12 protein-coding genes, 1 tRNA gene and 1 pseudogene are annotated in these 13,972 nt (G+C 53.3%); 10 read left to right on the top strand and 4 right to left on the bottom strand.

The window, feature by feature from the left end; genetic code table 11:
- Nucleotides 1-28 precede the first annotated feature (28 nt).
- From JR338_08415 to JR338_08400, 4 genes are all read right to left on the bottom strand, one after another.
- Nucleotides 29-101, bottom strand: a tRNA-Asn gene (locus JR338_08415).
- Between the two features lie 72 nt (nt 102-173).
- Nucleotides 174-1,409, bottom strand: coding sequence for an exonuclease SbcCD subunit D (locus tag JR338_08410; protein QRN82448.1), 1,236 nt, complete (start codon nt 1,407-1,409; stop codon nt 174-176).
- Between the two features lie 47 nt (nt 1,410-1,456).
- A complete protein-coding gene (locus JR338_08405; protein QRN82447.1) occupies nt 1,457-2,215 on the bottom strand; it encodes a CDP-alcohol phosphatidyltransferase family protein in 759 nt (252 codons plus the stop codon).
- A gap of 21 nt (nt 2,216-2,236) precedes the next feature.
- Nucleotides 2,237-3,151, bottom strand: a complete 915-nt coding sequence (locus tag JR338_08400) for a hypothetical protein (GenBank protein QRN82446.1) — start codon at nt 3,149-3,151, stop codon at nt 2,237-2,239.
- Between the two features lie 349 nt (nt 3,152-3,500).
- Here JR338_08400 and JR338_08395 point away from each other — a divergent pair.
- The 10 genes and pseudogenes from JR338_08395 (at nt 3,501) to JR338_08350 (ending at nt 13,967) form a co-directional block, all read left to right on the top strand.
- Nucleotides 3,501-3,647: pseudogene (locus JR338_08395) on the top strand (excalibur calcium-binding domain-containing protein).
- Between the two features lie 104 nt (nt 3,648-3,751).
- Entirely contained in the window at nt 3,752-4,885 is a 1,134-nt protein-coding gene (locus tag JR338_08390) for a glycosyltransferase (protein QRN82445.1), read from the top strand.
- On the top strand, nt 4,885-6,255 hold the full coding sequence (locus JR338_08385) for a hypothetical protein (GenBank protein ID QRN82444.1): 1,371 nt from the start codon (nt 4,885-4,887) through the stop codon (nt 6,253-6,255). Before JR338_08390 ends, JR338_08385 begins: the two co-directional genes overlap by 1 nt.
- Entirely contained in the window at nt 6,255-7,805 is a 1,551-nt protein-coding gene (locus JR338_08380; GenBank protein ID QRN82443.1) for a hypothetical protein, read from the top strand. Before JR338_08385 ends, JR338_08380 begins: the two co-directional genes overlap by 1 nt.
- 31 nt (nt 7,806-7,836) lie before the next feature.
- Nucleotides 7,837-8,340: a winged helix-turn-helix transcriptional regulator gene (locus JR338_08375; GenBank protein ID QRN82442.1), complete on the top strand. Its 504-nt coding sequence runs from the start codon at nt 7,837-7,839 to the stop codon at nt 8,338-8,340.
- Entirely contained in the window at nt 8,340-9,287 is a 948-nt protein-coding gene (locus tag JR338_08370; protein QRN84395.1) for a GDP-L-fucose synthase, read from the top strand. Before JR338_08375 ends, JR338_08370 begins: the two co-directional genes overlap by 1 nt.
- Complete coding sequence (locus JR338_08365) at nt 9,287-10,147, top strand: ABC transporter permease (GenBank protein QRN82441.1); 861 nt, start codon at nt 9,287-9,289, stop codon at nt 10,145-10,147. The genes JR338_08370 and JR338_08365 overlap by 1 nt, the downstream gene beginning before the upstream one ends.
- A gap of 6 nt (nt 10,148-10,153) precedes the next feature.
- Complete coding sequence (locus JR338_08360) at nt 10,154-11,437, top strand: ABC transporter ATP-binding protein (GenBank protein ID QRN82440.1); 1,284 nt, start codon at nt 10,154-10,156, stop codon at nt 11,435-11,437.
- A gap of 1 nt (nt 11,438) precedes the next feature.
- Nucleotides 11,439-13,022 (top strand): hypothetical protein, encoded by a 1,584-nt coding sequence (locus JR338_08355; protein ID QRN82439.1) that lies wholly within the window; start codon nt 11,439-11,441, stop codon nt 13,020-13,022.
- A gap of 6 nt (nt 13,023-13,028) precedes the next feature.
- Nucleotides 13,029-13,967, top strand: coding sequence for a radical SAM protein (locus tag JR338_08350; protein QRN82438.1), 939 nt, complete (start codon nt 13,029-13,031; stop codon nt 13,965-13,967).
- Nucleotides 13,968-13,972: the final 5 nt, after the last annotated feature.

The raw sequence follows: 13,972 nt of genomic DNA, 5'->3' as shown, positions 1-13,972 counted from the left end.
GAATGGTTTGGGTGTTTAAATAAATAAGCTCCTCGACCAGGACTCGAACCTGGAACCTAACGGTTAACAGCCGCTCGCTCTGCCAATTGAGCTATCGAGGAATGCGTAGGATATTATACGGAGAATCAGGGGGAGTGTCAAGCAGCAGAAGGCATTGACTTGCCACCAATTATTTAGTCATCCGAAGGCTGGATGATATCTTGTGCCAGGCTCTGCAGGCTTTCGATTTTATCGGTTGAGATTTCCTTATCAGTCGCCTTCAGGTAAATCTCCAGCAGCTCAGTCATGGATTTTTCGGTGGCATAATCCCCTTCCGGCAGCCTGGCCCGGGACTGACGCTGGGGGCGTTTGATCAACTGGAACTCAAAGGCCGATTCACCAAGGGCTCGGATTTCGTTGTTATTGATCAACGGCTCATAGGCTTCCGGGTATTGGAGGATAATCCGCACAATGGCATCCTTGAGCTGTTCCGGAGAGGGCATGATGGCATTAATCTGGGCGCTGACCTGATTGGGGTCGTTCAATTCCACCTGGCGGGTGATGAAGGGGCGGATGTGCTTCAGTTCTTTCCAGTGCACTTCGGTACGACCTTTTTCAATATCAGCCACAATGAAGAATTTCTTTTCCTTCTCTTCGCCAAAATCGACCCGCTCAATCGAGCCGGGGTAGATCGCAGGGGGATGATGGCCCTCGTTCAAATCCTGGGCCTTATGAATGTGACCAAGAGCGGTGTAGTCAAAGACCTTGTTGGTGACGAACCCGCGATCCAGAACGAAATCTTTGGAAATGTTGGCCAGCCGTTCATAGCCGTATTCCACGCCTTCCACTGAAGCATGAGCAGCCAGGAGGAGTGGAAGTTCTGGATTGATGACGGATGAGATATTTTCGATTTTCTGATTGAGGATACTTTGGATGAAATTGTTGATCTCACTCGGTGCGTTATTGTCCGAATTGTCAAAATCATAAAATTCCACCTGTGATAGCCAGGGAATGCAGAGCACCTGCACGGGCAGGCCGTCGAGATCATCCGGCAGCAGCAGGGTGGGTTTGTTGACCACCTTAACATAGGGGACGCCCAGGGATTCAAATTCATGAATGGCATGGGCGCGCCCAGTGGAGGGGGAGATATCATGGTTACCCGTCAGCAGGATGGTTGTGATCCCAGCATGGGAAAGTTTCATAATCCGCTGGTCCCACTCGCGCTGGAAGGTGGGCGCCGGCGAGCGGTCTTTATAAGCGTCGCCGGCGAAGATTACTAAATCTACCTTCTCATCAAGTGCCGTCTGGACGATTTCATCCAGGGACTTGAGAAAATCCATCACACGCATCGGCAGCCCGGATTCCGGGTCGTGCCGACCGTAATTAGCCATGTCGATATGCGCGTCCGCAAAGTGAAGCAGTTTGACCATGCGGTGATTATATCATCCCGAAATTTGGCGGAACGAATTGATTGCGGTTAGCCTTCACTTGCGGGGGCAGCGGTCGTGTTCCCGTTATTTGCCTTGTTCTCAGTTTCTTCTTTGGCGAGTTTGCGCTCGAGCCGCTTCTCATCCAAAAGTTTCAAGCGACGAGTCTGGATCCCGGTGTTGACCAGGAAGTAGATGGCCATGACGATTGTCAGCAGGGCTACAAACAGCGTATAGAAGCTGATTTCGCCAACAATGGGCAGCGTTAGCAGGGGGTTGCCGATGAAGAAGATAAAGGTGTTCAGGAGCACTGCCAGAACACGGATCTCAGTGGGGCCAATCTTGGCATTGGTGATCTGGAAGACACCGGTCACATAAGTGATCAGATAGACCATGATTGAGAGAAGGAGATACATAATGGCGCCCAGGCTGGCGGCTCTGAAGTCGACATAAGGTGAAAGCCCAAGACCGAGGAAGATCAACACGGTGCTCATTGCGTCAATCCAATGGTCCACCAGGAAACCATACCGGGGCCGTTCCATATGGCGATAGCGAGCCAGGGTGCCATCAAGGCTGTCTCCCAACCAGTTCAGGGCAAAGCCGAAGCTGGCAAGCCAGAGGAAATGAGGACTGACGTTGGTGAGAACGTAACTGATGAAGATCAGTACGGAAGCACTAATCCCAAGATAGGTTAGAACGTCTGGGGTGACCCAGGCGGGGGCGTTTTTGGCCAGCCATTGCAGTGCTGGGCGTTCAAGAAAACCGAGAAGAATATCGTTTTCTCTTTTGTGTTTTTCAACTTTGGGCATAATTACCTTTCCTTCAATAAATCAGACTCCCAGGAATTGGGGCCAGATGGGATAAAACATCGCCCATTGTTGGGCTTGTTCAGCAATAAAGGGTTCGGCGGCTTTTAAAACCGTTTCGGCATTCGTCTGGATTTCGGTTTCCAGATCGTCGTTGGGGGTCATCCAGATCGGATCGGACCCTATTAGGCGATAGTTGCCATCCGGTAAGGTGACGACTGCCAGGATGACCACGGGGGCGTTGGCCTTCAGGGCCATGCGGATGTAGGCAACAGGCAGATGAGTTTCGTAGCCAAAGAACCGGGGCATATATTTTGTGTCACTCTGATCCGCCAGGGGGCGATCCATCCCGGTCAGCACACTGCCGCCTTTTTGCAGCCGTAATTGGGCTTGCCGGAATGCGGAGAAGTCGAGTGGGGTGACATTGATTCCGGTGCGTTCTCGTAATCGGTTTTGGACTTTATAGGTCTCGTTCGGATTGGGGAATGAGAGCACTTGAACATCAACTTTATGGAGGGCCAACGTATAGCCCATCAGGTCAAAGTTGCTGAGGTGCGGACAAACCACAACCGTGGGTTCCTGATTTTTGATCCGCTCAATCGCGTTGCTTGCCTCGGGGCTGAAGCTGATAACTTTATGAAGCTTCTCAGGGCGGGGCAGAAAATAAAAATAATCAAAGATACATTTGGCTGCTGAAACGAAAATGGTCTTTGGTATTTGGTTTAAGGCTTCGGCAGGCATCTCTTGCCCATGCACCACATATTGGTTGGCCCTGATGGCTTTCACCATTTTGTTATTCTTGAGGCTTCCTATCAGGTTCCCAACGAGCGTCGCCAGGCCATATCCCCAACGGCGCGGAAAGATCCATCCGATCAGGATTGCCAGATGAATCAAAAGAGGCTGTATGGAAAGACGTCTTTTTTGTTTCTCTTGTTGCATTATATTTTCTTTTTCGAGCTTTTCCCGATTTATATCAGGATTAATATTTTACAACGCGAATGTAAGCGTTATGTAAATTATTAACCGGTAAAATAAGTACAGACGTTTATTTAGATCGCGAGATGTCATGTCTGCCTATTGGTTCTTATTAATTATTGCCCTTGGCGGCTTATTTACCTGGTTCATCTATGTCCTATTTCGAAGCCACACCAAATGGCCAAAATGGGTACAGATTATTCTGGGGTCCATATATGGACTATCACTGAGCGGTTTTTTGGTATTGGTCGTGCTGCTATCACTCAGCAATATCTTCCCGCAGACCTTTACTATTGAGGACCGTTGGGTAAAATGCGATCCGGCTTATCCGGCAGTTTGCATTGCACCTGGCCCGCCAGACCTGAATTGCGATGACATCCCCTATGCCAATTTTGAGGTGCTCTGGCCAGACCCGCATCACCTGGACGCTGACGGTAATGGGATCGGATGCGAGCGTTAGTGTGTCTTTGCGGGTCCTGTGGTATAAATGCAATCGTCAAAGATTCTATAACCCCCAATTTACTGGAAAGTTGTTCACCTAATTAGGCATACCCGGATTTTCTAATGAGAATTGTTTGTATCGCTGCATCTTTTGTCCCCTCCAACGCTGCTAATAGCATCCAAGTGATGAAGGCGGCTCATGCCCTCGCTGAACTGGGCCATGAGGTGACTTTGTTGGTGCCGGGGCATGAAAACGCCCCTTGGGACGCGCTTCAAGACCATTACGGCTTGCAGGTTCCCTTTCAGGTCGAGTGGATTCCTGAAAACCTGACCTTTAAGCGTTATGACTATGCTTTTAAGGCCGTTCGCCGTGCCAAACAGTTGTCACCGGACCTGGTCTACACCTGGGTTTTGCAGGCGGCTGTATTTGCCCTTGGTCGCGGCTTGCCCGCTTTGTTGGAACTGCATGACCGCGTGACGGGCAGGATGGGTCCCTGGTTGTTCAACCGTTTTTGGCGATCCAAAACGCCTCAGCGAGTGCTGACCAACACCCAGGCGTTGAAGGATGTCCTGATTGAGACCTTCGGGTTGAGTGAAAAAGCGGATGAAATTTTGGTTGGCCCCAATGGAGTCGAACTGGAACGCTATCAGGATTTACCTGATGAAAAAATAGCCCGTAAGGAATTGGGTGTACCCGAAGGCTTCACCGCCGGTTATACCGGGCATTTCTATGCCGGACGTGGGATGGAACTGATGCTGGCTTTGGCCAAAGCCCTGCCGGAGGTCAACTTCCTGTGGGTTGGCGGCCAGCCGGGGGATGTGGCTCAATGGCAGCAGCGGTTGGCAGATGAAGGCGTTCACAACATCACCCTGACCGGTTTTGTTGATAATGCCATTCTGCCCCGTTATCAAGCCGCGGCTGATGTGCTCCTGATGCCCTATGGCACCCAGATTGCGGGCAGCGGTGGTGGGAATTCAGCGGAGATTGCAAGCCCCATGAAAATGTTCGAATATATGGCGGCTGGACGGGCGATCATCGCCAGTGACCTGCCTGTGATCCATGAAGTTTTAAATGAGGAAATGGCGGTTTTCTGCCCACCGGAGGATGAACAAGCCTGGCAGCAGGCGATTCGTGAGTTGGCGACTGACCCAGCCCGTAGCGCTGCTCTGGCTTCGGCAGCCAAAGCGGCAGTGAGTGACTATACATGGACTGCCCGAGAAGCTCATGCCCTGGCGGGGATGAAACTAAATAAATAATGGAAAAACCAATCCTTACTGAAGATAAGCAAAAAGCCCGGCAGCTTCGAACCTGGCTGTTGATTGTGCTTGTGGTGGCAGTGGCCCTGAGGGTCTTGCTCTTTGCGGTGTACCCCCCGGTGTCCTATTCTGACACAGCCAGCTACCGGCGGTCGGCCAATGCGATTTTGGGCGGCCTGACGCATTATGACGGCACCCGCACTCCCGGCTATCCGGCCTTCATGGCGCTGGTCGGTTCTGATCGCACTGTTTATGCCGTTCAACTGATCCTTGGCCTGGGAATTACCCTGGCCTGGTTCCTGATCGCCTGGCAGGCCACAAAGTCCGTAGTTTTTGCGGGAATTGTCAGTCTGGCGCATACGCTCAACCCCGGACAGTTGTTCTTTGAGGCAGACCTGTTAACCGAGACTTTGGCGACCTTTTGGCTGATCCTTGCGCTTCTGGGCGCATGGTTCTGGCTGAGGGCAGAGAAGAACCGCTCCATCTGGCTGGGTATGGGCATTGGCACGGCGGCTTCCCTTGCCGTTCTGACCCGTCCTGTGTTCATTTTCATGCCGGTCTGGCTGGCGGTCTTCCTGGCTGTTTCCTTTAAGGACCGCAAATTGAAGGTGAATTGGCGGGCTGTCTGGACTATTTTATTGGTCGCCGCTGTCCTGGTGGGTGGTTGGATGACCTATATCAAATCTCGCTATCATGTCTTCAGCGTCTCCACGATGTCCGGCTATCACCTCGTCCAGCACACCGGTTATTATTTTGAAGACGTTCCGGATGAATATGCCGTGATCCGAGATATTTATCTGGATTACCGCGATGCCCGCATTGCGGCGCGCGGCACCCAGGGGAACACGATCTGGGACGCCATCCCCGCGATCATGGACGCAACCGGTCTGAGCTTCTATGACCTATCCGGCGTACTTTCCAAGATTTCAGTACAATTAATCCTGACCCATCCCTGGCAGTATCTGGCCAGGGTTCTGCGCGGTTGGTGGCTGTTTTGGCGGGCACCGGTCTATTGGGATGTCACCGCTGTTCAATCCACCGTTTTGGCAAGCGGCTTGAATGTGATGATTTGGGCCGCCCGCTTGGCTTTGTTCACGGCGAACCTCATTTTTGTCGCGACGTCAGCTGGGGCGCTGTTTTCAAAACGGCTAAAAAAGTTATGGCAATTTCAGCCCTTCCATTGGCTCCTTGCCGGTTCGGTCTGGGCGACCTCTGTGGTTTCTTCCCTACTTGATCATGGGGATAACCCCCGTTTCCTGATCCCACTGCAAACAGTGGTGGTCTTTTGGGTTTTATGGATCAGTTTCTATTCATGGCAGGCCTGGCGTTCGCATCGTCAGAGCGTGCCCACAGTTGAAAAAGGTGACTGATGAAACCTTTGAAAGAATGGAATTTTGAAGTCTATCTGGCGTTGATCATTGGACTCAGCCTGGCTCTTGGCGCTGGTATCCAGGGCTTGGTTGGTGTAGGCCGTTTTCTGCCAGGATTTGTTGCCGGTTCTCTGATCGCTTTCTTTTGCTTGTTCATTATTCTGCTGATCTGGCATTGGGCGGGCAGCGGAAAAGTAGTTGCCTTGATGATGTTGATTGCCTTTGGCCTGCGGATCATCCTGGCGGTTTTTCTGATTATTGGCTTACCGAACTATGGCTATGATAACGAAGAGCAGCAAGCCGGTTTTGTTTTTAATGATTCTTATCGTCGGGAAGGGACCGCTTGGGCGCTGGCTCAGTCGGATGAGTCCCTGCTCAAGGCTTTTGATGATGAACTGGGGACGGATCAGTATGGCGGCATGCTCCTGATGAGTTCTCTGGTCTATCGCGTGCTCAGTCCGGATGCCTTCAGGCCCGTTCTGATATCGATCATCTCTGCCGCCGCCATGAGCCTAAGTATTCCGATCTTGTTGACAACCATTCGACGCAAATTCAGCCCAAGGGTCGCTTTATGGGCAGGATGGATCATGGTCTTTTATCCGGAAGGCGTTCTTCTAGGCGCATCCCAGATGCGCGAGCCCCTGATGATCCTGCTGATTACGGTGCTGATCTGGGCCGTGGCTCACTGGCTGGATCGGGATCGGGTGAAGTTGGCGATAACCGTGTTTGTCGTTGATTTGGCCGTGTTCCTCCTGATCTCCTCTCGGGTCGCTATTCCCTGCATTGGCGTGATGGGTCTCTGGATTTGGGTTGTTGAATCGAGCAAGGCAAAGAAGTTATGGGTGAAGGTGGTCGGCTGGCTGGTGATCGCTTTGGGCGGGTTGGTAAGCCTGGCGTTCTTCAAGCCCTGGCTGGATGAAGTCTTCCGGTGGGATGCCTACCTGACGATCTTGAATTCCGGTATGATGGATTTCCTGGTGGAGAGCATGCCGGAAACATGGGCTTTTCCCTTCATAATGGGCTATGGATTGTTCCAGCCTGTGCTGCCTGCTGCGCTGGTCACTCCTGCGCCGGCGATTTGGAAGGGAATTGGTATTTTCCGCTCAATCGGATGGTATGCCCTGATTCCGCTGCTGGTTTTTGCCGCAGTTCGGCTATGGAAAGCGGATTCCAGGCTCCAGCGTCAGTGGCTGGGAGTGTTCCTGGCTGTAGTCGTGGCCTGGATCGTGCTTGCTTCAGTCCGAGCAGGTGGTGACCAATGGGATAATCCCCGTTACCGGACGATTTTCCTGCCCTGGATGGCGTTTTTGGCTGGTTGGGGCATGGATTATCTCGCCAAGCATAAAGACCGTTGGTTCAGGCGGATTATCGCTGTTGAAAGTGTCTTTTTGCTGCTCTTTACGGAGTGGTATTTCAGCCGTTATCTGCTGATTGGCCCGAATTTGGGCTTCAAGGTTACCGTGGCGCTGATCGCGGGAATTAGCTTGTTGATCCTGGTTGGGGGTGTGGTGCGAGATCATTTGGAGCATAAGCGCGCCTTGACGGATTAACTTTAGAAGTTATAATTCAATCGTTGAAATTATGATGACTGCAGATTCGAAGAGCGACGAATATCGAGACCTGGCCCTCTTACAGGAGATCGAGGCGGACCCAGATGTTTCTCAGGCTATGCTGGCTGAGGAGCTGGGCGTCGCCATTGGGACGATCAACTGGCATATCAAGCGCCTGGTCGAAAAAGGCTTTGTCAAAGTCAAGCGTGCCCGGCGGCGAAAGCTCCGCTATATCATCACGCCTGAAGGCATTGCCTTGCGCGCGCGTCTGACAGTGGACTATATTCAACAGTCCTTCAAACTTTTTCGGCATGTTCGTGAGCGGGTGACGACCCTGCTGCAAAAGTTGGAGGCGATGGATATCCATTCGGTGCGGCTGGATGCCACGGGTGATGTGGCCGAGGTCTGCCGGCTGACCTGTATGGAGCAGCATTTTACTTTGACGGACAATCCCGAAGCGCCGGCCCTGGTCGTTGATGGCCTAAAGGTTCGGCTGGAACTAAATTCACTTGAATCTAAGCATGAAGAGGAATGATGGAAAACAAGTTCAATTGGGCAGATAAACGTATTTGTGTCACAGGCGGCGCTGGCTTTTTGGGGACCCACCTGATCGCTAACTTGCGGTCGAAAGGCGCCAAAGACATCTTTATTCCCACAATCGAGAAATATGACCTGACGGATCGCGATGCTATCGCCCGGCTGTTGGAAGATTCCAATCCTGATGTGATCATTCACCTGGCAGCCCACGTGGGCGGCATCGGCGCTAACCGTGAACACCCCGCCGAGTTCTTCTATGACAACCTGATGATGGGCGTGCAGCTTCTGCACCAGGCTTATGAGCGCGGTGTGGAAAAGTTCGTGGCGATCGGCACCGTCTGTGCCTATCCCAAGTTCACCCCCGTGCCCTTCAAGGAAGATGATCTCTGGCTGGGTTATCCTGAAGAGACCAATGCGCCCTATGGCCTGGCGAAGAAGATGCTGCTGGTGCAGTCACAGGCTTACCGCGCGCAGTATGGCTATAACAGCGTCTTCCTGCTGCCGGTGAACCTCTATGGCCCCGGTGACAACTTCAACCCCCGCAGCTCCCATGTGATCCCCGCACTGATCCGCAAATGTGTGGAGGCCAAAGATAATGGCGATGATCAGATTGTGGTCTGGGGTGACGGTTCACCAACCCGTGAGTTCATCTATGTAAGCGATGCCGCCGAAGGGATCGCCCTGGCTGCGGAACGTTATAACGAATCAGAACCGGTCAATATTGGCTCCGGTTTTGAGATCAGCATCAAAGACCTGGCTGAAAAGATTGCCCGGATGACAGGCTTCGAGGGCGAATTGGTCTGGGATACCAGCAAACCCAACGGCCAGCCCCGCCGTGCGCTGGATACCAGTCGCGCCACCGAGAAATTTGGCTTCACCGCCAAAACCGATTTTGAAGAAGGGTTGCAGGCAACCATTAACTGGTTCCTCAACAACAGGAGCTAATGGCTGAATTGATCGAAAAACGTCCAATTTCCGAAACAGAGGAACTGGTCACCTTTTTGAAGCCGGCCAAGGGCTGGCTTTCAATTGACTTCAAGGAACTCTGGCGTTACCGGGAATTGATCTACTTTCTCACCTGGCGGGATATCAAAGTCCGCTATAAACAGGCTGTCCTGGGGATTGCCTGGGCTGTCTTGCAGCCATTGATGACGATGGTGATCTTCACGGTCATCTTTGGTACCCTGCTGAAGACCCCTTCTCAGGGCATCCCTTATCCGCTGTTTTCGCTCACCGCGCTGCTGCCCTGGCAGTTATTTGCCTCTGCTTTGCAGCGTTCGAGTACCAGCCTGGTGGGGAATGCTAACCTGCTGACCAAAATTTATTTTCCCCGTCTGGCGATTCCCCTGGCCTCGATTTTTGCCGCTTTGGTTGATTTTCTGATCTCCTTTGTTGTGCTGATCGGCGTAATGGGCTATTACCGTTATATGCCGGGCTGGAATGTGCTCTGGGTGCCCTTGCTGGTGCTGTTGGCCCTGTTGACGGCCTTGGCCGTTGGGCTTTGGCTTTCAGCGCTCAATGTCCAATATCGGGATATTCAGCAGATTGTTCCCTTCCTGATCCAGGTGTGGATGTATGCTTCGCCTATTGTTTATCCCATTGAAACCATCCCGGCCGGGATCTGGCGCTGGTTGTATAGCCTGAATCCAATGGTTGGTGTGATCCAGGGATTCCGCTGGGCACTGCTGGGCGGAACGCCACCGGACCTGACCCTCGTGATTTCAGTTGCGATGGTCCTGATCCTGTTGGTGAGTGGTTTGTATTATTTCCGGCGAATGGAAAAGACCTTCGCCGATATTGTGTAGGATCTTATGGCTGATTACGCGATTCGAGTTGAGAACATCTCCAAACAATACCGGATTGGCCTGGCTCAGGACCGACCTGACACCCTGCGCGACCTGCTGACCTCAGGCGTGCGGCGGGTGGGCAGGATCTTCCGTCCCAAGGCCGAAGGCCGTTATAGTGACCCAACCCATATCTGGGCCCTCAAAGATGTCTCCTTTAATGTGGAACGCGGTCAGGTGCTGGGCATTGTGGGCCGTAACGGTGCGGGCAAAAGCACGCTGCTCAAGATCCTCTCACGGGTCACAAACCCCACGGAAGGCTTTGGCGAAATCCACGGCCGGGTGGGTTCCCTGCTGGAAGTTGGCACCGGTTTCCATCCAGAACTCTCCGGACGTGAAAACATCTATTTGAACGGTGCGATCCTCGGGATGCGGCGGGAAGAGATCACCCGCAAATTTGATGAGATCGTCGATTTTTCTGAGGTCGGTAAATTCATTGACACTCCCGTCAAGCGCTATTCAAGCGGGATGTACTTACGTCTGGCTTTTGCCGTTGCCGCGCACCTTGAACCGGAGATCCTTGTTGTGGATGAGGTCCTGGCAGTGGGTGACGCAGAATTCCAGCGCAAATGCCTGGGCAAGATGAACGATGTAGCTAATGAGGGCCGTACCGTGCTGTTTGTCAGCCATAACATGTCCGCGATCCTGCGCCTGACGCAGGAGACGATTGTCCTCAATGAGGGCAAGGTGGTCATGCGGGCCCCGACGCCTGAAGCGGTGGATGCCTATTTGAATATGGGCCTGACCAAAGCCGGTGAGCGTAACTGGACCGAGAGTGAATTGGTGGGTGCGGATAAGGCATTCAGGCCGATTGCACTCCGGGTGCGCAACCCCAGGGATCAGGTGGTTGATACCGTGGTCGCTGCGGATGGTTTCTCGGTGGAATTGGAATATCAGCTCAATGAGGCCATCAGTGGGCTGCGGGTGGGCTTCTATATGATGACCACCCGAGGCGAATATGTCTTCACCACGTTTGATACCGATGACCCCGGTCTTTATCAGACCTATACCTCGCGACCTGCTGGCCGGTATATCAGCCGCGTGCAGATCCCGCCGAATTTGATGAACGAAGGCCGTTATCTGCTGGGTGTTAATGCCAGCACATACCGGATCAAGCGCTATTTCCAGGACGACAAAGTGCTGACCTTCACCGTGGATGCCACCGGTGCGCCGGGTATGCAATGGCCGGAAAAACGTCTGGGGCCGGTTCGCCCGGATCTGGACTGGAAAATTGAAGTGGTAGAAAAATAAAATGAATAAAAGATTACTGAAGAACATTCTTGGGCGTTTGCCCTATACCGTTGAGTTGTACTGGGAATTGGTCCAGCGGCATCGGCCCTGGTCGGCCCATTACAACCTGGATGACCTGGCTGCTGTCCTGCCTGAGGCAGTTGAGCAGACGGCCCCCTTCGCGGCATCGGCAAAACCCGGCAAGAAGGTCTTTGTTTTTGCCTCCCTGCACTATTGGATTGATTTTTCCACCCTGTTGGGCTTGGCGCTGGCTGGGAAGGGCCATGACGTCACACTGTCCTTCCTGCCTTATGCCAATTGGGATAAACCGATCCAGAAGTTTGACCTTCGCAAGCAGAACCTCTATACCCGCGAGGTTTTGAGCCAGGTACATCCCTTGATGCAGGTCCAATCCCTGCTGGACGTGCGACCATTCTCACGAGAGCTTCCATCTGACCTGCGCCAGGCGGTTGAAGCTGTGAGTGTTTTTGATACGCAATATACTCTGCAGGTGGAAGATATCACCCGGGAAGAGGAAGTCTATAAGATCCGTCAGGAACGCAACCTAGAAGCCGCTCGGAACGCCCGGGCCTGGCTGCTGGCGCATAAACCGGATGTTGTGGTCATTCCCAACGGGACGATCCTTGAAATGGGCGCGGTCTATCAGGTCGCCAAACATTTGAATATCCCGGTGGTTACCTTTGAATTCGGCGACCAGCGCGAACGGATTTGGATTGCGCAGGACGCTGAGATCATGCACCATGAGACGGATGAACTCTGGGGTGCTTTGGGTGATCAGCCGCTGACCGAAGATGACCTTGGCAAGCTGCAAGCGCTCTTTTCCGCCCGGCAGGATGCCAAAACCTGGAAGAATTTTGCCCGCCAATGGCAGGATACCCCTACGGAAGGCGGCAAAGCCGTCCGGAAGAAACTGGGACTGGATGACCGGCCCGTGGTGCTGCTAGCGACCAATGTACTTGGTGACAGCCTGACCCTTGGGCGCCAGGTCTTCAGCGAGTCGATGGCCGAATGGATCGAACGCACGGTTAAATTCTTCGCTGAACGGGAAGATGTGCAGCTGGTGATCCGGGTGCACCCCGGCGAAATGCTGATCCATGGCACCTCGATGGTGGATGTGGTCAAAGATGCCCTGGGTGAGATTCCACCGCAGATTCATCTGGTGGGACCTGAGGAAAAGGTCAATACCTATGACATCACCGATATCACCGACCTGGGCCTGGTTTATACCACCACGGTCGGGTTGGAAATGGCCCTGCGCGGGATCCCCGTGGTCGTCGCCGGCCAAACGCATTACCGGAACCGCGGCTTCACACAGGACCCGGCTTCCTGGGATACCTACTCTGAGACCTTGAACGTCCTGCTGGCGGACCTCAAATCCGCCCGGCTGACCGAAGAGCAGGTCGAACTGGCCTGGCGCTATGCCTACCTGTTCTTCTTTGCTTTCCCCAAGCCTTTCCCCTGGCACCTGCTGGATCTGAAATCGGATATCAAAGAACGTCCGCTGTCTTTCGTGTTGGGAGACGAAGGCACTCAGCGCTATGGTGAGACTCTGGCATACCTGACTGGCAAACCGCTGGTCTGGTGAGACCGCATGAACATCCTGCTGACCACAGCCTGTAACCTGGCATGCGACTACTGTTTTGAGCAGTCACTGAGGAGCGGGACAGGGAAACAGGAAATGACATTGCGGGAGCTTGAATGGCTCCTGTTCAATAGGCTAAACCCGGATGTTGATGAAGTCCGGTTGATGGGCGGTGAGCCCACTTTGCATTCCCGCTATCCGGAAGTGATGCGGCTGGCAAACGAGCATGGCTATATCGTCACGGTCTTTACCAATGGTACTCAGCCGGTCCTCCGGCAAACTGCGCCGGACCTGCCCTATCGGGTGCTGCTGAACCTGAATGATTGGTCTTTCTATTCGGAGGATCAGCAGACCGAAATCCTTAACAACCTGGCTGCCCTGGGTGAAAAAGTTAGCCTGGGCTTCACGGTGACAAAACCGGACTTTGACCTTTCAATGCACCGGCATCTGATCCGAGAGTATGGCCTCAGGCAGGTGATCCGGCTGGGCCTGGCTCAACCGATCATCGGCGGGACGAATGTCTACCTGCCCGAAAAGCACCTGGCAGCGGCGCATGCCTCAATTGCCGACTGGGCGACTGAGCTGGCCGTGGATAACATCCGCTTGAACTTTGATTGCGGATTCATGCGCTGTCACTTTGATGACCGCCAGATTGAGCAGTTGATCCGGGCAGGCACGATTCTGCGTTTTGACTGTTCACCCGCCCTGGATGTGGGCCCGGGTCTGCGAGCCTGGCGCTGCTTTGCTTTTTCAAACGGGCCAAGCCTGGATCTGCAGAAATTAATGGATTTGCAATCCGCTCGGGAATGGTTTGAGCGGCGGGATCGATATCTTGCCCCGCAATGGGATGCTTGTCCCCGGCATCAGACAAATTGGTGCCAGGGTGGCTGTCTGGCCCGCCAGGCAGCCAAAACCGCTGAGTCGGAGATGGCAGCGGAAAAAATCTAGAGAAT

It is taken from the genome of Chloroflexota bacterium, from assembly GCA_016887485.1.
GTDB lineage: Bacteria > Chloroflexota > Anaerolineae > Anaerolineales > Anaerolineaceae > Brevifilum.
This window is presented reverse-complemented; position numbering and strand designations above follow the sequence as displayed.